The organism is Lysinibacillus sp. 38-6 (genome assembly GCF_046245175.1).
GTDB lineage: Bacteria > Bacillota > Bacilli > Bacillales_A > Planococcaceae > Lysinibacillus.
On record NZ_CP176417.1, the window covers coordinates 2,892,309 to 2,912,228 of the forward strand.

A 19,920-nucleotide genomic window follows, 5' to 3' on the forward strand; every position below is an offset into this window, starting at 1 on the left:
TTATTAATTACCTATGTATACGTACACTAACACGAATTTGTTTCACAATAAAAAGAAAAACCTTACAGCCAAATTGACTGTAAGGTTTACATTTTTTAATTAGTCTTCATGACGACGTGGTGCACGTGAACGACCTTGTCCACCTTCACGGCGAGCGCCACCTTCACGGCGACCACCTTCACGACGGCCTCCACTGTTGCGACGATCTCCGCCACCTTCACGACGGTTACCACCATAGCTGCGACCGCCACCGTTTCTGTTACGACCGTTACGATCGCCACCGCGACCGCCACCGCCACCAGAACGCTCACGGCGCATTGGTAATGGACGTTCTTCAGTAATTGTAACAGGCGTATCATCTGGCTCTTTTGTTAATGAGCGTAATGCAGCCGCTACAACATCAATTGCATCGTGGTTTTCAAGTACTTCTGTAGCCAGTGTACGGTAATCACCTAAGTTATTATTCGCAATAAGACCTTCAAGTGTCTCAATCGCTAAACGTTGTTGACCTACTAGTGCTTCGTCATTTGTTGGTGGACGAAGTGGAGTCATACGTTTTTTCGTTGTTTCTTCAACGATACGTAAATAACCCATTTCACGAGGTGTTACAAACGTTACAGCAAGACCTGATTTTCCGGCACGGCCAGTACGACCAATTCGGTGAACATAAGATTCAGGATCTTGAGGGATATCGAAGTTATATACATGTGTAACGCCTGAAATATCAAGACCGCGGGCTGCTACATCTGTTGCCACTAGGATATCAATTTTATTTTCTTTAAATTGACGTAACACTGAGATACGTTTTGCTTGGCTTAAATCACCGTGAATACCTTCAGCAAGATATCCGCGGATTGATAAAGCTTGCGCTAACTCATCCACACGACGTTTTGTACGACCAAAGATAATTGCTAATTCAGGTTGGTGCACGTTTAATAAACGAGATAAAACATCGAATTTTTCACGCTCAGCAGCTTTCACAAAGTATTGATCAATGTTATCTACTGTTAATTCTTTTGCTTTAATTTTTACGATTTCAGGGTCGCGCATAAATGTCTCAGCAATTTTACGGATTGCTGGTGGCATTGTTGCTGAGAATAATAATGTTTGGCGCTCAGCTGGTACGTTTTCTAAAATTGAATTAATGTCTTCGATGAAGCCCATGTTTAACATTTCATCAGCTTCGTCCAATACAAGTGTTTGAACATCTTCTAGTTTTAAAGTACGACGATTAATATGATCTAAAATACGACCTGGTGTACCAACAATAATTTGTGGTTTATTTTTTAGTGCACGAATTTGACGGCCGATCTCTTGACCTCCGTATACTGATAATAATTTCACACGTTTGTCGTAACCGATTTTATATAGTTCTTCTGAAACTTGAATCGCTAATTCACGAGTTGGAGCAATTACTAATGCTTGGATATTAGGGTTTTTAGGATCGATTTTCTCGATAAGTGGAATACCAAAAGCGGCAGTTTTACCAGTACCAGTTTGCGCTTGACCTAATACATCGCGACCTTCAATGGCAAAACGAATAGTACCCTCTTGGATTGGTGTTGCTTCTTCGAACCCCATACGTTTTACTGAACGTAGTGTAGATTCGCTAATATTTAATTCTGAAAAATTTGTCAAACTTCTCAATCTCCTTTTTTTGCTTTTAAGTTGACAAATGGTTACATTTTCAGATGAAGTTGTCGGCAAATTCGAGCCTGTGTTGTGGAACGTTTCCGTTACTTAAAAATTCTCTCTACAAAGGTTTCCAGTAGAGCTCTCTTATATGAAAAGGAAAGCCCGGTCTTTACCGAGCGGTTTGATTCTGTGTAATTATTCACTTAGAATAAAACCGTTATGTTCAAAAAAAAGTACTCTTCAACCAAATCATGAAGAGTCTTCGCACAAAATGTATCCATTGCTTACACTAGTCTAACATGGACATCAACCGTATGCAACGATAACGCATGAGTCGTAATAATCTGACTACTTTAACGCTCTTTTAAAAACGCTAAAACCTCTGTAAACCAATCAAGATGATCTTCACAATGACAAATATGATGTTTTCCATTGTTGGAAAAATACAACTTTTTATTTGTTGATGCTAACTGATCATACAAAAACTGCGCGGTATGATACGGGACAATTCCGTCCAATTTGCCTTGAATAATATATACGGGAATTTTAATATCTTGATAATACGGCTCCACCTTTTGAACAAGCTTCATAAATTCAACTGTCGCTGATAAAGGTACATCACTAAACTTATGACGATATCTCACAAAGAGTTCATTGTTCGCAAGGTTGCGATGATAGGCATCTGTCGCAAGCATTTTAAAATCTTTTACGAGTTGCTTAGGACTTACATACTTTGCGGCTGCACTAAGCAGTACTAACTTCTTTACTTTATAACGTTTTGCTAAATAGAGCGCAATAATTCCACCCATTGAAAAGCCCACTATAATGATGTCATCGACTTTTTTGGCTAACGCTCGTAAAGCAAGCTCCGCATCCATTAACCAATGCTGCGCTGTAAATCCTTTCATATTCAGTTCTTCCCCATGCCCCGATAAGGTAGGTGCCTCAACTAACCAATCTGTATTAGCACATAAATAGCTTGTAAATGGCTCTATTTCATAAGGGCCTCCTGAAAATCCATGAATACATAATACACCTATTGCCATTATCCTCACCTCTAACAGCGGCAGTTTTTACGAGCAACATCGTATTGCTCTTTCAATAAAAGGTAAAAATCCGCTATCTTTTCTGTGGAAGCAAAAGCGAATTTTTACCTTAAATAAGTAACAGTATATTTTACATCTAATCGTAAATTATGAAGTAAATGTTTGTAAAATCGTTTCTAGTTTCATACCTCTTGAGCCTTTTAATAATACGATGGACTTTTCTGTTGCTTGTTGAAGCTTTGAAATAATAGGCGCAAAATCTTCTTTTACATATAGCAAGCGATCTGCGTCAAAACGCTCTTTTAACACTTCATATAAGAAGGCCATACGCGGGCCATACAAGCATACGTAGTCAATTTCATCTTCGTTAATAGCCACTGATAAGTCTTCATGGAAGCTACGTTCATTAGCGCCAAGTTCAAGCATATCACCTAAAACAAGCCATTTTTCGGGGCGAATATTAGTTGTTGCAATAAACTGGATGGCAGCCTTTACAGATGTAGGTGCAGCATTATAAGCATCGTTAATAAATAATGCACCTTGATTTCCTTGTACTTGTTGCATACGCATATCCGTCAATGTGACACCTTTTAATGATTCGCGAATTTGTTCATCATTTAACCCTAGCTTTTGCGCGATAAGCATAGCAATCAAAGTGTTTTTCACCTGATGCTTACCAAGAACCGAAATAAAGAAATCACCTTCAATCGCTCCATGCGTTGCAAAGCTACTTCCGCCTGCAGTTGCTTCAATATGATCAGCATATAGCAAATTACCTGATTCTAAACCAAATGCCTGTGCATTTAAATTTTGCTCTTGCGCAACAAGTTCCTGTAATAAAGGTTCATCACCGTCATAATAAAGTACACCGTTCTGTTGCATCCCTTGAATAATTTCAAACTTTGCTTTGGCAATCCCTGCACGAGAGCCTAAATCTTGCATATGCGCCTCGCCAATATTGGTAATAACCGTGATATGAGGACGAGCTAGCTTTGTTAAAAATTCAATTTCTCCAAAGCCGCTCATACCCATTTCAAGTACAGCCACTTCCGTATCCTCATCGAGCTGTAACATTGTAATCGGTAAGCCCAATTGGTTATTAAAATTACCAATCGTTTTTTGGACTTTAAAAAACGGTGCTAGTGTACCTGCTAAAATATCCTTTGTCGACGTTTTACCATTCGACCCTGTAATACCAATAAAGGTTGCCTTATGCTCTGCACGATAAGCGCGAGCCATTTGCTGTAATGCTAGCTCTGGGTCATCCACAAACAATAATGGAACATCCTTTGGTGGATTCGGTTCATCTTTTTGCCAAAGCGAAGCACCTGCACCTTTTTCAAAGGCTTGCAAAACAAATTTATGACCGTTTGCCTGTTCACCGCGGAATGGCACAAATAAATCCCCTTGACGGATTGTTCTCGTATCAATTGATATACCAGAGACAATCGTATCTCCGAAAGCTAGCACTTCTTCATTCAACCATGCTGCTAATTGCTTTAATGTCTTTTTCACAATAATCCCACTCAGTCTTTTTTATAGTGAAGCTGTTGTTTTTCCTCATAACGCTCAAGTGCAAGCGCAATCAGACGATTAATAAGCTCTGGATAGCTAACATTTGTATGTTGCCAAAGAAGCGGATACATACTGACAGGCGTAAATCCTGGCATTGTATTGACTTCGTTAATATAAATCTCATCGTTAGCTGTGACAAAGAAGTCTGCACGTACTAAACCGCTTCCATCTAAAATTTTAAATGCACTTTTTGCATGTTCCTTTAAGCTTGTGACCACTTCAGTAGAAAGTTCTGCAGGAATAATAAGCGCTGTAGAACCATCCTTGTATTTCGAATCATAATCATAAAATTCCGTCATAGGTTTAATTTCACCTGGTACAGAGACTTCTGGGAAATCATTGCCTAGTACAGCTAATTCAATTTCACGTGCTACAATCCCTTGCTCAACTACAATTTTACGGTCGAATTGCAATGCCACTTCGATTGCCTTAATAAGCTCTTGACGATTTGAAGCCTTACTAATACCAACACTTGAACCTAAATTTGCAGGTTTCACAAACATTGGCCAAGATAATTTTTCTTCACAACGTGTTAAAATGGCTTCTTGCTCGTTCGTCCACTCACTGCGAATGAAGTACGTATATGGCACTTGTGGTAACCCCGCAATTTCAAACAATTGCTTCATGATTACTTTATCCATACCTGCTGATGACGCCAAAACACCATTGCCGACATACGGGAGATTTAACACTTCAAGAAGTCCTTGTACAGTGCCATCTTCTCCATTTGTCCCATGCAGTAAAGGGAAAATAACATCAAATTTTACAGCTGTCCCGTTGTCATCCATTAAAAACGCCGTAATATTATTTTCTAAAACAATGGCATCATTACCAAATTGCAATTCTTCAATCGAACTTGCAGGTTTTTCTAAACGCTCTCCGCGTCGCCATTCGCCATCAGGTGTAATGTAAATCGGATATATCTCATACTCCTCGAAATCTAAAGCTCCTGTGACTGCACATGCCGTCGACAATGAAACCTCATGCTCCGCTGACTTTCCGCCGTATAATAAACCGATTCTTTTTTTCATTTTTGTGCCCTCCACATACTTCTTGAGTATTATTAGTTTATCACGAAACGTCTTGACAAATGACATAAAAATCTCACCGTTATGTTGACGGTGAGATTTGAGTACTTTATTCATTCAAAAGTGAATCACCAAAGTAAAATGACTGAATACCCCTTGCTTTGGTTCCTTTCCTATTTAGCGAGCGTAAAGCAAGCTAAATAGCGCTAAATAATATGAATCAATTCATCGTGTTCGTTTTTCAAAATTGTATTTAAATCATCCCAAACCTCATCCGGGAAGGAGTAATCTGATAGGTTACGAATTTCAATACCATATGCTGCTTTCGGCTTCTCAATGCGGTACAGTGACAATAATGCCCCATCCTTAGCAAAGGAACGATAAGCACGCAAAAATTCCGGTGTAAGAGAAGGAATACTCGATTTTACTTTCCGACGCCAAAAACCCGTGCTACGTTCTTTCTCACGTATTAAAGAATTAAACACATTGGCGACTAATAAATCCGAATCACTCAAATGGCGAAAATAAATTTTCGTCATTTTCTCTACATCCGAAGAACAATAAACAAACCGATTTTGCAATTTATTAAAAAACGGCGAAGTAATCGGTTCTTTTTTATGGCTAATGTAAAGCAGTTCTCCCTGCTCCATTGCTGTCAGCTGATCTAGCCTCTTTTCATCCATAAAATCTACCCAACACAATTCTTTAGACTCTGTAGCTTTTTTAACAAAACGAGGAACTTCCTCATCTGGTACATAATCAAACTGTGTATGCATATTAAATGAGCCATCTTCATAAGAATGCTTCAGTAACAGTAAGTGATGCAGTGGATCTAAAGCAGCCACGAATTGCGAGAGCTTAAGCCCGCTAAAAATGACAAATTTATCGACATCGTTCATATGAACATATATATGATACATAAAATCTTCAGCTGACTTTAATTTCTTAGCCACATCCATCACCCCATTCTTCAATATATTATAAATCTAAACATCATTTTTTGAAACATTTTATGCTAAATGTCGTCACAACAATATACTCAGGCGTAAATTTGTTTTTTGCGTTATAATGTTAATGTTCGACATGCGTTTATTCGCATACTTTTAAACTATTTTATTTTAGGTGGCTTTTATGGAAAATAAACGAAATTTCGTGAACCGTTTCGATTGGACGCTCGCTTTTATACTTATTACTTTTCTTTTCATTAGTTTGCTAGCGATTGCATCCGCACAAACGTCGGGACAATATGGTATTAACTATGTACCTAAACAACTACAGTGGTATGTAATTGGTGCATTTATTATCGGCGTCATTATGTTTTTTGAACCCGATCAATATAAAAAAATGGCTTGGTATATGTACGGAGCCGGGATTGCTCTTTTAGTATTACTTATCTTCATGCCGGAAGGTAAAGGTCAAATCGGGGAGCCAGTCAACGGCGCTAAAAGTTGGTTTCATACACCGCTAGGCAATATGCAACCGTCGGAATTTATGAAAACTTTTTATATTTTAGCACTCGCCCGACTAATAAGTAAGCATCACGAAGTTTATTCCTTACGATCTATTAAAACTGACTTCATTTTATTAGGGAAAATTGCTATAACGTTGATTATACCACTTGGTATTATTTTGAAACAGCCAGACCTTGGATCTGCTCTTGTTTTCTTTGCAATCACTGCAGCACTCGTTATTGTAGCGGGAATTTCTTGGAAAATAATATTACCTACGTTCTTAGGTAGTGCTGCTATTGGCGGTGGTCTCTTATGGATGGCTCTTTATATGCAAGATTTTCTAGAGAAGACTTTTGGTTTTAAACCATATCAGTTTGCCAGAATCTATTCTTGGCTAGATCCGTATTCTTATTCATCTAGCGATGGTTACCATTTGATTACATCTTTAAACGCTATCGGGTCAGGTGAAATTTTCGGTAAAGGCTTCCGTGGTCGTGAAGTATACGTAGCAGAAAATCATACGGACTTCATATTCACTGTTATCGGCGAGGAATGGGGATTTGTAGGAGCAAGTATCGTAATCTGTATTTTCTTTTTACTAATCTATCATTTAACAAAAACAACCTTATTGTTGAAAGACCCTTTTTCAACGTATGTTTGTGCAGGTATTATTGCCATGATTACCTTCCACGTATTTGAAAATATCGGTATGACGATACAGCTACTACCGATTACTGGTATTCCACTACCATTCATAAGCTACGGAGGGAGTTCTTTAATGGGGAATGCTCTCGCCATTGGATTGGTCTTTAGTATGCGTTTCCATTATCGTACTTACATGTTCACCACGCACGATGAAGATGATTAAAATAAAAAGAATGGGTAGTCTCTTGTCAAAACGGAGACTACCCATTCTTTTTTTGCAACGAGTTAAGCTTGAACTTGCGGAGTTTGCGTTGGTGGTGTGAGCACTTTTAAAAGTTCAAGTCGAGACTTTGTTACAGTAGCAGTCACACCCAACTTCGATAAATTCGAAACAATCTTTTTCAAATCTACTTCCTTCGTCATACATTCCACCTCAATCTTTCCTCGATTTTATATAACGTTTTATTTCCAAAAAAGTTTCAATTTTCTATGTGTTAGATGTCAGACAAGTTTATCTTTCCTCTATCATACCATTTAACTCGTCTTTAATATTTTTCAATTTTGTTACAATGTAAATATTGTATATGCGTTATTTTAACACCATTATTTACACATCAAATCACTTCTATTCGTCATTCTTCATTTTTTACATGCAATAAGGAATTTTAGAACTAGATAAAACCTCTACCAAAGGGGGTAATGGAGAAGGATTACTACTGTGGCATAAGCGAACTACAACAAATATTGATTGAAAATATTTTTTACAGTAATCATCCTTTAGTGTTGACGAAATCAACCATTGTTGCTTTTACAACCGTTTCCTTGTAATAGCAAGAACAAGAGAGGTAGAATATACATACTGAAATATAGTAAGAAAGCAGGAAATTAAATGATAAAACCAATTTTACTCTTAATGTCAGTGCAATTTCTCGTCTACCTAGGCTTTGGAATTATTATTCCTGTCCTGCCTGAAGTCATCGTTCAACACGACTGGCAAAACATTCATGTAGGCGGTTTACTGACAGTCTATTCATTAGCAAGTTTTTTCACTGCACCACTTTGGGGAAAGCTGTCCGATAAAATTGGACGTAAGCAACTTATTTTAACGGGATTGGTCGGTTTCAGTCTCAGCTTTATTATTTTTTCAATATTTATTGATCATTTAGCAATGCTATACGTATCGCGTATAGTTGGTGGCTTATTCTCAGGTGCACTATACACAGCAGTAACAGGCTTTATCGGAGACATGTCGAGCGAGGAAGATCGGAATAAGTACATGGGAATCATGGGCATGTCCATCGGTCTTGGTTTTATCTTCGGTCCTGCAATTGGCGGCATGCTAGGTGATTATAGCTTGCAATTACCATTTATCGCATCAGCAGCTTTAATTGCGCTATTATTTATTTATGCAATTTTCGTCTTAAAAGAACCAGAAAAACGAAAAGATGTAACAAAACGAGCAATTGTACCAAAAGGTGTTGGCAAAATGCTGCAATACCGCGTGCGCTATTTATTTATGTTCTCTTTCTTAGTGACGTTTATGCTGGCAGGTGTAGAAGCAACATTCCAGCTGTTCCAAATCGATCGCATTCATATCACACCATTGCAAATCGGCTATTTATTTATGTTTAGCGGATTTGTAGATGCAGCGATACAAGGTGGTGTCGTCCGCCGCATTAAAAATGGTACGGAAACATCTTGGTTAATTGGCGCTCAAATTGTTACAGCAATCGGCATGCTTTTATTTACATTAACGGGCAATTTGTTCATGGCAGGCTTTGCACTTTGTATCTTTACAGCAGGAAATGCCCTTGCAAGAACATGTGTCGTCTCTCTATCATCCAAAGAATCTGGCGGCCAATATGGGACTGCAGCGGGACTTTCTTATTCAATGGATAACTTAGGACGCATTCTTGGTCCACTATTCTTCACGTGGCTATTTACAATGCAATCGAATCTTGGCTATTACATTGCTGCAGCAATCGCCATTATCTCGATTAGTTTAATGTTTATTTATAAAGCATCAAATAAAACGTTGCGTCTTGAATAATTTCCATACAAAATGTCGTAACTTATAGGGGATGTTTTTTCCTTACTACGTTACAAAAGACATCCAAGTTTGAAAGTGTAAACTCGGAGGGCTCTGCATGAACAAAACGATAAATGTCTCATTACCGAACGAGCTAGAACCATTACGTTATAAAATTGAAGAGTCATTGTTGCCAGTGACTATTATTTCGCCAGTGAAACGTTCAACTTCATTAACAGAAAGCAAATTTGCCGGTGATCCTTATTTACCTTATGAGCAAACCGTACCAAAAGACGTTACTGGTGAATCGATGCGATTATTAGCTCAAATTAATTTTGCAGAAATACCACCAATACAGGATTTCCCTACCCAAGGTATTTTACAATTTTTTATTTCATCTAATATTTTTGCTAATGCAGTGCATTATACAGAAGACATTTTTCAACAGTTTTATAAGATACGTTTTTACCCGACAGTAGACACAAAATTAGCTATGCCAGCCCATGACAATATAACACTGACAGCAAAAGATTGGTTTCCTATTCATCAGGAATTAGCTTTACAATTCCACTACACGCAGGAACCTGTTTCGGCTTTAGATTACCGTGCTGTCCATTATTTACCCAGCCTTATTGCTACCCAAAATCATGATATCAATTTGCATGAAATCTATTTACAGCACTTTTTAGGTGCAGGCGCAAAAATAGGAGGCTACGCCTATTTTTTAGCTGAAGATATTCGTCATGAGTCTCGACTATTACAACGCTATGATGTACTTTTACTACAAATCGATTCAAATGACGAGTTCGGAATTATGTGGGCGGATAGTGGCGTAGGAAAGTTTTTTATTAATCGTGAAAAACTACTTCAACAAGATTTTTCTGATATATTATTTCAATGGGAACATTATTCATAATCTTCGAAGCGGCAACTCAACTGCAATGAAAACTAACAAGCCCCACCACTCCTCTTTTCGTGGTGGGGCTTATGCAATTTCTGTTTTATTCCCTCTTATTAAGGGTAATCTTTTCGTGAATGATAACAAATAACTTACTCTTCTTTCATTCCACCTGAAAAGTAAGCTATACTAAGTATTATATGAAATATAGTAGAGGGGTGCAGGAATGAGCATTTTTACAGATGTAGAATATCTAGTACCTTTAGTTTTATTCTTTAATATCTTATCAGCGATGACCATTATTTTTTTAGAGCGTAGAGATGCTACTTCTACATGGGCATGGATTCTTGTGCTATTTTTCTTGCCATTAGTTGGTTTTGTTTTATATTTACTAATTGGCAGGCAACTGCGCAAAAAACATTTGTTTCGTTGGGAAGGTCGCAAAGATATCGGGATAGATAATCTAATTAGCTATCAAATAGAAACTATTCATGATGATACATTTGAATTCCGTATTGAAAATGCAGAGAATTATAAAGAAATGATTTATATGCATTTAAAAACAAACAATGCCGTCTTAACGCAAGACAATCACCTTTCAATATTTGATGACGGTGCGGACAAATTTGAACAGCTTATAAAAGATATCGAAGCTGCAAAAGATCATGTCCATATTCAATATTACATCTTCCGCCTCGATAATTTAGGTACACGTCTTGTTGATACAATGATCAAAAAGGCAAAACAAGGAGTCAAAGTGAGGCTCTTATATGATGAAATGGGCTCACGCAATGTTAAAAAGAGGCATTTTAAAGAACTTCTTGAGGCTGGCGGCGAGGTTGAAGTATTCTTCCCTTCCATCTTCCCACTATTAAATCCACGTCTAAATTTTAGAAATCATCGTAAAATCGTTGTTATTGATGGACGTATCGGGTACATCGGGGGCTTTAATGTAGGTGATGAATACCTTGGACTGCAAAAGAAATTTGGCTATTGGCGCGATACGCATTTACGCATTGAAGGTAGTGCTGTTCATCCATTGCAAACGCGCTTTTTACTCGATTGGAATCAAGCAAGTGCTCAGCAAAAGATGGGCTATTCGGATCGTTACTTCCCTGCCATTCCGAAAAAAGGTGATGTGGGCTTACAAATTGTATCAAGCGGGCCAGACTCTGAATGGGAACAAATTAAAATTGGTTATTTAAAGCTTATTAATATGGCCAAACGTTATATTTATATTCAAACCCCTTATTTCATACCAGATGTTAGTTTTTTAGATGCTATTAAAATTGCTACGCTTTCAGGTATTGATGTTCGCATAATGATTCCAAATAAACCGGACCATATGTTTGTTTATTGGGCTACTTTCTCTTACGTAGGGCAATTATTGCGTGCTGGGGCAAAAGTTTATATTTATGAAAAAGGATTTATTCATGCTAAAGCTATCATTATTGATGATGAAGCATCTACTGTAGGAACTGCTAATATCGATGTACGAAGTTTTAGTTTAAACTTTGAAGTAAATGCCTTTATATACGACTCAACGATTTCCCATCAGTTAGCTGAGTTATTCGAGAAGGATATTTTAGACTGCACAGAATTAACTTGGGAAATGTATCAAAATCGTTCAAGCATGATCAAATTCAAGGAATCTATTTCGCGTTTATTAACACCCGTATTGTAGAAACCACATGTTTGCTTATATTGGGACAAAAAGAAAAAGTGTTAGATTGACTGTAATCAATCTAACACTTTTTTGTATTACCGTTGTTGTCCGCTACGGCGGTGCTTTCCGCGGGCACACACGTAAGCCGCAACCCTCGCTAACGCGCGGGCTTGTTGCGTCTTACGCTGCGTGCGTTCCCGCAGGAGTCACCGCCTTCGCTACCAACAACTAGTGTTCACTACCTACTGCAGACAAACATGGTTTTCATCATTTTTGTGATCCAGTTTTTATTATTCCACACCTAGGTATTCTTCTAACGTAATATTTTTTTCTTTTATTTTGTTAGCTATTTCGGTTCCGACGTAACGGTAATGCCATGATTCATACATGTATCCTGTAATATGCTCTTTATTTTCAGGGAATCGTAAAATAAAGCCGAATTGCGCTGCATTGTCAAAGAGCCATTGTCCCGCTGGTGTTTCGCCGAACTCTTCAGTCAGCCATAAATCTTCTTTACCCACTTCTCCAATATCGAATGCTAAGCCTGTTTGATGCTCCGAAAAGCCTGGTCGCGCACTATAACGGTCCGCCGCAGCCTGACCATCACGTTTAACATAGTTATTATACAATGTTGTTTGATAGTCATAAGAACGATATCCACTAAATGCTACTAAGTTAAATCCTTGTTTTTTCGCTTCTGCGATCATCATATTTAACGCTTGTCGAGCCTCTGGGTTTTCCTCAGGTGCAAATGTTGATGGAAGTGGATATTTTTTATTCGCTATTAAAATACCATTTATATACGTAGGCTCTGTAGGCATCGTTTGATTTGGGTAATAGCCATTTTCATCTGGCTGTTCCTCTGGCTCCTTATTTTTAGTTGGCTCTTTTGTTGGCTCATTTTTTGGCGTATCTTTTTTACCTTGTTCAGCTGCTGGTTGTTCCTCATCTGATGCTACATTTACTTGGTTATTTTTATAGTTGATTACTACAAAAATAGATACGATTAAAGCCACTGAAATGACAGCACCAATAATAAGTGGTAGACGTTTTTTTTTCACTTTTTTTGCCCCTTTTGTGTAGATCCAGATTGCTAAACGACCAAGATTTCGAAGTTCGAGCAACCTGAAAACCTTTCTTTCATTACACCTCGGCGTAATGGCGTCTAGATTTTCCAAACTTGCCTGACAAGCTTATTTAAAAATCTATGGCATCCGCCGGGGCATTTACCTTGTTTCAGCGGTTGTACCCCCGAAGCAAGTTAAACTATTTCTTATGATAGTTTTATTTTATCACTGTTCACATTTTTACGTGTAGCTTTTCACAATTAATCTGTAAAAATGACAATAAGCACTACGATTGAAGCGATAGAAAAAAAGATAGACATATACTTCATCCATTTCGCCTCTTTACTATACCCTTGTTCCTTAAAACTTTTCGCTCTAAAACCGTTTGACATAGCAAACATAATGGTCATCGCTAGTACCGCAAAATTGAAGTTTCCTAAAATAATGCATACGATCGCGGCAATACTAAATAGTGCGACAAGAATTGATGATATCCATTTTGTACTCATGCTGTTTTCCTCCTAAAAAAAATCGAGGCTACACAAGCGCCTCGACATAAATTCATTTATGATTTTGCTTTTTCGGGATGCTCCGAATAATATTTTCGACCAATATATGTTTGAAGAATTAGTAATGCACCGCTGACAGACCAGTAAAGTGGTAGAGCTGCCATAGAGGACAAAGAAATAAAAACAATCATAATTGGCGAAATGTAAATAAACATTTTCATTTGCTTTTTTTGTTGCTCTGGTACTGTCCATAAAGATACACGTGCTTGTACTAAATAAACGATACCTGCAATAATTGTCATGACAATGTCTGGTGAACCTAAGCTAAACCATAAAAACTCATGTGACTTCACATCGGCAGAATATAAAATGGAGAAGTAAAGACCCATAATGATTGGCATTTGAATTAACATTGGTAAACAACCCATATTCAATGGATTGACACCGTGCTTTTGATACAATGCCATCATTTCTTGTTGATATTGCATTTGTTCTTCTTTTGTCTTAGCTTCCTTCATTTTTTTCTGAACTGCTTCCATTTCAGGTTTGAAGGCATCCATTTTCGATTTCATCAATTGTTGCTGACGATAGTTTTTCAACATAATCGGCATTAAGATTAAACGAATAAGAACTGTGATGGCAATGATCGCTAAACCATAGCTACCTGAAAAAATATCATTTCCGAAAAACTCCAGTAAAAATTCCATAGGTTTTACAAAAACACTATAGAAAAAGCCTTCTTTGTTCTCAACTGCTTGACAGCCGCTTAATACAAAAACAACAAGTCCAAGCATTGATAATAGCTTCAAATTTTTCATTTTTCCACCTACTATTATTTTTCAACTAATGTGAAGTATACCTTATAAAGAGTCCCTTTATCAAATTGCAAGCGCTAGTTGTTCATTTCGTCTCGTGTTCTAAACAACGACAATCATTCACATAAAAAAGATGCTCGCTTTAGCATCGCTAATACGATCGCATCTTACATTTTAAAATATTAAGGTACCCATTCGCGCCAAACCGTGTATTACACGTTTTGGACCTCGTTTTCTTTTTCATCCTTTGCCTCAGTCGCTGCATCGTTCATTTCAAAACGGTAAAATTCATGGTGTAGCTCATCACGAAAATGTTTAGGTGTTACACCTGTATATTTCTTGAAAATCCGCGTAAAGTAGCTTTGATTACAAAAATGGAATTGGTCTGAGATGGATGTAATACTTTTATTCGTATGGCGTAAATAATATTGCGATTCCTCTACTCGACGCACATTTAAATATTCGACCAACGTGATACCTACATGCTCTCTAAAAATTCGCGATAAGTGACTTGTACTAATATGAAAGTTATTCGCAATACTTTCTACAGTTAAATCATTTTCTAACTCATCGTTGATAAACATAATGACCTTATTAACTGTCTGATGACGGAAAGTCGGTTGCTTTCTATCTGCAATAAAGTAAACAAAGAAATCAATTAAATCATCAGCAAATTGCAAAAATTCTGCGTCCTTCATTTGATTTTCTATCATATCATTACATGCAATATTAAAAGCAAAAGCTTTCTTCGAAGGTACTTGATTGTCTAGCAATTTACGAGCAACAATCGAGGACAGAACCGAAAAATAACTTCGTACAATTTTAATAACTTGCTTGCCAAAACGTATCGACAGAATGTCTATTAATTCATGCAAAGATTTTTTGGCTTTTGCAGATTCTAAATGGTAAATTTCAAATATTAATTTTGACTCAATATTAAAAAATTCTTCTACACCGATGTATTGGTTAATATTATCGATTTCTTGGAAGTATCTTTTTGATATCGTTTCTGACATAGAATGTTGATGTAGTTGCATAATCTTCCCCATCTTTCCTCAGAGTGCACGAATTACATTGCAATATTCGACTTCTAATTTATAATTTCAAAATAAGAAAAAAGTATTTGCTTATTTAGCATATGAATTGAGTCCTATTACACAATAATTTATAAAATATAGCTTAAAAATAACCTATCTTGAACACCAGTATTAAAAAAAATATACTTTACAGTGAATTTTACCATATTCTGCGATTTCCTTTCAACCACATTTTGCACATCGTTCTAGTTCTTATTTATCATATAAATATAGTAGAAACGCTGTAAACTAATGAATTGACATTTAATATTTACCATATACATTTTAAATATAATAAGGTATTAATTTCAATCAATTGTATATTTTTTCTAGTTTTTATTTTAGTAATCGACATTTCTCTATTTTATTCCGAAATCTTCTCTATATAATTTATACGAATATGTAGTAAAATAGATGATAATACTATTTTTAAAAGTTAAAACGAGGTGCTAATAGTGGATCCAAAACAAATAGAAGAAATCATGGAGATTATTAAGGAGTTTTTCCCTGAGAATACTTCAATTGCAATTTCTGATACAAACGAATACTTGTACTACCAACCAAGCAAAAAGGTTGATTTAAAAATTAAGCCAGGTGATCCTATTAAAGAAGGCTCAGCAGCACATAAAGCTTTAAGCTACGGACAAAAAATCAGCACGTATATTGAACCTGATGTCTTTGGCGTTGCTTACTATGGCATGAGTATTCCTCTAATGGAAGAAGGCGAAACAAAAGGTGCTATTACGGCCATCTTCCCACAAAAACCGTCCGCATTTTTGACAAACTATATCACGATTAAAATCGATGATTGTTGGTATCCAATTAAGCATGATCAAGTCATTTATCTTGAAACACAGCTTCGTAAAACATTTGTTAAAACAATGGGGCGTGAAGGTTATCACCGTTTAAATTTAAGTGACCTTGAGCTATTTTTAGCACCAGACTCATTTATTAGATGTCACCGTTCATATATCGTAAACATCGATTATATCGATGAAATCCAACCAGATTCTCATTCAACTTTCTTATTAATCATGAAAGACGGTACGCGCATCCCTGTTAGTCAACGCTACGCGAGTTATTTCCGCCGTTCTTTAGGTTTCTAATTTTTTCTAGTACAGCAAGTCCTCCCCTTTTGGAGGGCATGCTGTACTTTTTTTATTGGTCATGGAAAATATATACTCTACATTAAAACGTTTTCTCTGTCGAAAAATCAACCTTCTGCTCGTTTTTCCTCCGTTTACATAATTTAATGCTAATACTAAAGTTTTTGTGACAAATTGGTGATAATATTAATCAAATGGTTGAAGTCATACTACAACTAAATAAACAGAAAATTCATACAGGTTTTTTCTAGTTTTGTAATCGGTTTCCATCAAAATGATTTAGGGGAGGATTTTTTTATGGATGCAAATATTCAAAAACGCCTAGGTTTAAAAGAACTTGAAAGTAAAATTGTTTCTGCTGAAGCGGCAGCGGCACTTATTTCAAATGGTGATGTAGTTGGTATGAGTGGTTTCACTCGTGCTGGGGACGCAAAAGTTGTTCCAATGGCACTAGTTGAACGCGCTAAAAACGAAGATTTTAAAATTGATGTATATACAGGCGCATCATTAGGACCAGAAGTAGATAAACACTTAGCAGAAGCTGGTGCTATTCGTAAACGTGGACCTTTCCAAGGTGATTCTGGTATCCGTAACTTAATTAACTCTGGAGATGTTCTATATGTAGATGCTCACCTTTCTCACAATACTGAGTTAGTGCGCCAAGGAATTATCGGACCTATCAAATATTTAATTCTTGAAGCAGTTGCTATTACAGAAGATGGTTTTATTATTCCAACAAACTCTGTAGGTAACTCTCCAATCTTTGCACAATATGCAGAAAACATTATTATCGAGTTAAACATTTCTCATCCAGAAGCATTAATCGGTATTCATGATATTTATGTTCCAGGCGAACAAGGTAATCGTGAAGCAATTCCAATGACAGATGCTATGCAACGTATCGGTGAAATCGGAATTAAAGTTGATCCAGCTAAAATTAAAGCGATTGTTATTTCTGAAGAGCCAGATGCTCCTTCATTAATCGTACCACCAGATGAAGAAACTCAAACGATGGCTAACATTTTATTGGACTTCTTCCGTGATGAAATTAAAGCGGGTCGTTTAACAAAACAATTAATGCCATTACAATCTGGTGTAGGTTCTGTAGCAAATGCTGTACTTGATGGCTTTGCAGATTCTGAATTCGAAGATTTAGTTGTTGCTTCAGAAGTACTTCAAGATGCTGTATTTAACTTAATCGACGCAGGTAAAGTTAAATTTGCTGCTGCTACTTCCATTACACTTACTGAAGAATTACAGAAAAAAGTTTACGGCAATTTAGAAAAATATGCTGATAAAATTTGCTTACGTTCACAAGAAATTTCTAACCACCCTGAGCTTATCCGTCGTTTGGGATTAATCTCAATTAACACTGCTCTTGAGTTAGATATTTACGGTAACGTAAACTCCACTCACGTATCAGGTACTCGTATGATGAATGGTATCGGTGGTTCTGGAGACTTCGCACGTAATGCACGTCTTGGTATTTTTGTAACAAAATCTTATGCAAAAGGTGGCGCGATTTCTTCAATCGTACCAATGGTTTCTCACGTAGACCACACTGAGCATGATGTAGATGTAATCATTACTGAGCAAGGTATCGCTGACTTACGTGGTTTAGCACCGAAAGAACGTGTACCTTTAATCATTGAAAACTGTGCACACCCTGATTACAAAGAGCAATTATGGGATTACTACAACCGCGCAGTAGAAGCAACAGGTAACCAACAAACTCCTCACATTTTAGAAGAGGCTCTTTCTTGGCACGTAAACCTTGCTAAAAACAAAACAATGAAAAAAGAAATCGCTAAAGCTTAATATGATGTTTCGAGAATGCCTAATAAGTTCTTTTCAACTTATTAGGCGTTCTTTTTTGTCGAAAATGGTATAATAAACCCACTATGTCGTATATTGTAGTCGGAGGAGTTATGAAGAAATTTATCTACTTGATTATATTCTTTTCGTTTTTTGACCTATTTACTCAGCTTCCTGTCATGAGTACTTACGCGGAATCTTTAGGTGCTTCCGCCTTTTTAACGGGACTTGCAGTTGGTATGTATTCTCTTTCGAATACATTTGGGAATATTATTTCTGGTTTTTTAACAGATCGTAAAGGGCCCTTTATCATTTTAATTATCGGGCTGTTAACAACAGGACTCTCACTAACATTATATAATTTAGTAGATGTTCCACTTGCCCTATTAATTGTTCGTTTCATTCATGGGTTGGTTGCTGGCTTTATTGTTCCTGCGGCTTTTACATTTTTAGCTAACGCTACCGATCAAGAGAAACGCGGCAAAGGAAGTGCTATTTCCGGAGCTTTTGTAGGTATCGCAGCCATTATCGGGCCGGCTTTTAGTGGTATTCTAGCAAGTCGTACGAGTGTACCTTTTGTCTTTAATATTACTGCTAGTTTTATGTTACTGTTAGGAATTTTATCGTTCTTTCTACTTAAATCCAATCAGGTGAAAAAGGACAAGTCCTCTTCTAGTCCCCATATCCCTATCAGTGTATTTTTTAATAATGTCGGTACGTTAAAAGCATTTTCAGGAGCTTTCTTTTTAATGTTTTCACAAGGAGTTATCGCTTACTTATTACCATTAAAGGTGCATGCTTTAGGCTTTGATTCACGCTTAAGTGGTACGTTAATGAGCGCCTTTGGCATTGTCGCTGTGCTTGTCTTTATTTTGCCGACTAATCGAATTTTTGATAAAGTTGCTCCGATTAAAACATTAGCACTAGGGATTGGTTTAATGGGTCTCAGTCAAATACTTATTAGTCAAGCAGATTCGAGTACGCTACTTTATTTAGCTATGATTTGCTATGGCATTGGTTTTGGTTTTTTATTCCCATCTGTTAATTCACTGTTAATTGACTCTACAAATGTTGAAATACGTGGGAAAGCATACGGTTATTTTTATGCCTTTTTCTCATTAGGCGTGGTACTGGGCTCCTCATTGCTCGGTTGGTTATCACTCGGTGTAGTCAGCGGCTTTATTTTCACTGGAATTGTCCTAATTACCTTCGCCGGTGTTACACTTATTCCAAATAAGAAGGGACAATCTCATACATCGATATAAGCAGGGGATTGGGTTCTATTTCGTAAAAAACAACTTTGCTTTCCGCTCAGCACAGTAAGCCGCAACCCTCGCTAGCGCGCGGCTTGTTGCGTCTTACGTTCTGTGCGTTCCCGCAGGAGTCTTCGTGAATTTTTACTTAGTTATTAAAACGCTTTTTCGCAGCGCTTTTTCTTCTACTAGTGATTGGTACTTGGCAAAAAGAGCTCTTCTAAAGCGTTAAAATTCATTTCGCTTTCCTCGGGTACGGGATAAGCTGTGGATTTCAGAAATCAACAGTAGAATTGAAGTGTGCTA

At 37.1% G+C, this 19,920-nt stretch carries 18 protein-coding genes; 8 read left to right on the forward strand and 10 right to left on the reverse strand.

The window, feature by feature from the left end:
• Window positions 1–99 precede the first annotated feature (99 nt).
• The 5 genes from ACKVEV_RS14825 to ACKVEV_RS14845 all read right to left on the reverse strand — a co-directional run bounded on the left by ACKVEV_RS14825 (window position 100) and on the right by ACKVEV_RS14845 (window position 6,243).
• Window positions 100–1,638, reverse strand: a complete 1,539-nt coding sequence (locus ACKVEV_RS14825) for a DEAD/DEAH box helicase (protein ID WP_409367117.1) — start codon at window positions 1,636–1,638, stop codon at window positions 100–102.
• A gap of 350 nt (window positions 1,639–1,988) precedes the next feature.
• Window positions 1,989–2,681 (reverse strand): alpha/beta hydrolase, encoded by a 693-nt coding sequence (locus tag ACKVEV_RS14830; protein ID WP_409367118.1) that lies wholly within the window; start codon window positions 2,679–2,681, stop codon window positions 1,989–1,991.
• A 147-nt stretch (window positions 2,682–2,828) separates the two neighbouring features.
• Window positions 2,829–4,196, reverse strand: a complete 1,368-nt coding sequence (murF, locus tag ACKVEV_RS14835) for a UDP-N-acetylmuramoyl-tripeptide--D-alanyl-D-alanine ligase (RefSeq protein WP_409367119.1) — start codon at window positions 4,194–4,196, stop codon at window positions 2,829–2,831.
• Window positions 4,197–4,207: 11 nt separating this feature from the next.
• Window positions 4,208–5,287 carry a D-alanine--D-alanine ligase gene (locus ACKVEV_RS14840; RefSeq protein WP_409367120.1) on the reverse strand — a complete coding sequence of 360 codons (1,080 nt, stop codon included), beginning with the start codon at window positions 5,285–5,287 and terminating at the stop codon, window positions 4,208–4,210.
• A 203-nt stretch (window positions 5,288–5,490) separates the two neighbouring features.
• Window positions 5,491–6,243, reverse strand: a complete 753-nt coding sequence (locus tag ACKVEV_RS14845; protein ID WP_409367121.1) for a hypothetical protein — start codon at window positions 6,241–6,243, stop codon at window positions 5,491–5,493.
• Window positions 6,244–6,415: 172 nt separating this feature from the next.
• On the opposite strand from ACKVEV_RS14845, the gene ACKVEV_RS14850 reads away from it, so the two are divergent.
• Window positions 6,416–7,603, forward strand: coding sequence for an FtsW/RodA/SpoVE family cell cycle protein (locus tag ACKVEV_RS14850; protein ID WP_409367122.1), 1,188 nt, complete (start codon window positions 6,416–6,418; stop codon window positions 7,601–7,603).
• A 62-nt stretch (window positions 7,604–7,665) separates the two neighbouring features.
• Here ACKVEV_RS14850 and ACKVEV_RS14855 read toward each other — a convergent pair whose 3' ends face one another.
• On the reverse strand, window positions 7,666–7,803 hold the full coding sequence (locus tag ACKVEV_RS14855; protein ID WP_004232019.1) for an Lmo0850 family protein: 138 nt from the start codon (window positions 7,801–7,803) through the stop codon (window positions 7,666–7,668).
• 276 nt (window positions 7,804–8,079) lie between these two features.
• Between ACKVEV_RS14855 and ACKVEV_RS14860 the strand changes: the two genes are divergently transcribed.
• The 4 genes from ACKVEV_RS14860 to cls all read left to right on the forward strand — a co-directional run bounded on the left by ACKVEV_RS14860 (window position 8,080) and on the right by cls (window position 11,991).
• The gene (locus ACKVEV_RS14860; protein WP_409367123.1) at window positions 8,080–8,208 is read left to right on the forward strand and encodes a hypothetical protein; all 129 of its coding nucleotides are present in this window, start codon (window positions 8,080–8,082) and stop codon (window positions 8,206–8,208) included.
• A gap of 61 nt (window positions 8,209–8,269) precedes the next feature.
• Window positions 8,270–9,430 (forward strand): MFS transporter, encoded by a 1,161-nt coding sequence (locus ACKVEV_RS14865; RefSeq protein WP_409367124.1) that lies wholly within the window; start codon window positions 8,270–8,272, stop codon window positions 9,428–9,430.
• Between the two features lie 97 nt (window positions 9,431–9,527).
• Window positions 9,528–10,325 carry a YwqG family protein gene (locus tag ACKVEV_RS14870; protein WP_409367125.1) on the forward strand — a complete coding sequence of 266 codons (798 nt, stop codon included), beginning with the start codon at window positions 9,528–9,530 and terminating at the stop codon, window positions 10,323–10,325.
• A gap of 208 nt (window positions 10,326–10,533) precedes the next feature.
• Entirely contained in the window at window positions 10,534–11,991 is a 1,458-nt protein-coding gene (gene cls / locus ACKVEV_RS14875; protein WP_409367126.1) for a cardiolipin synthase, read from the forward strand.
• 272 nt (window positions 11,992–12,263) lie between these two features.
• Here the strand turns inward: cls and ACKVEV_RS14880 are convergent, their stop codons facing one another.
• The 4 genes from ACKVEV_RS14880 to ACKVEV_RS14895 form a co-directional block, all read right to left on the reverse strand.
• Window positions 12,264–13,034: a D-alanyl-D-alanine carboxypeptidase family protein gene (locus ACKVEV_RS14880; RefSeq protein WP_409367127.1), complete on the reverse strand. Its 771-nt coding sequence runs from the start codon at window positions 13,032–13,034 to the stop codon at window positions 12,264–12,266.
• Between the two features lie 266 nt (window positions 13,035–13,300).
• Window positions 13,301–13,549 carry a hypothetical protein gene (locus ACKVEV_RS14885; protein WP_409367128.1) on the reverse strand — a complete coding sequence of 83 codons (249 nt, stop codon included), beginning with the start codon at window positions 13,547–13,549 and terminating at the stop codon, window positions 13,301–13,303.
• 56 nt (window positions 13,550–13,605) lie between these two features.
• Window positions 13,606–14,367: a membrane protein insertase YidC gene (gene yidC / locus ACKVEV_RS14890; protein WP_409367129.1), complete on the reverse strand. Its 762-nt coding sequence runs from the start codon at window positions 14,365–14,367 to the stop codon at window positions 13,606–13,608.
• A 209-nt stretch (window positions 14,368–14,576) separates the two neighbouring features.
• Window positions 14,577–15,401, reverse strand: coding sequence for a helix-turn-helix transcriptional regulator (locus ACKVEV_RS14895; protein WP_409367130.1), 825 nt, complete (start codon window positions 15,399–15,401; stop codon window positions 14,577–14,579).
• Window positions 15,402–15,895: 494 nt separating this feature from the next.
• Here ACKVEV_RS14895 and ACKVEV_RS14900 point away from each other — a divergent pair, with 494 nt between their 5' ends.
• The 3 genes from ACKVEV_RS14900 (at window position 15,896) to ACKVEV_RS14910 (ending at window position 19,626) form a co-directional block, all read left to right on the forward strand.
• Window positions 15,896–16,546: a LytTR family DNA-binding domain-containing protein gene (locus tag ACKVEV_RS14900; protein ID WP_024361329.1), complete on the forward strand. Its 651-nt coding sequence runs from the start codon at window positions 15,896–15,898 to the stop codon at window positions 16,544–16,546.
• A 297-nt stretch (window positions 16,547–16,843) separates the two neighbouring features.
• Entirely contained in the window at window positions 16,844–18,364 is a 1,521-nt protein-coding gene (locus ACKVEV_RS14905; RefSeq protein WP_409367131.1) for a succinate CoA transferase, read from the forward strand.
• Between the two features lie 110 nt (window positions 18,365–18,474).
• Window positions 18,475–19,626: an MFS transporter gene (locus tag ACKVEV_RS14910; protein ID WP_409367132.1), complete on the forward strand. Its 1,152-nt coding sequence runs from the start codon at window positions 18,475–18,477 to the stop codon at window positions 19,624–19,626.
• The last annotated feature ends 294 nt before the right edge of the window (window positions 19,627–19,920 follow it).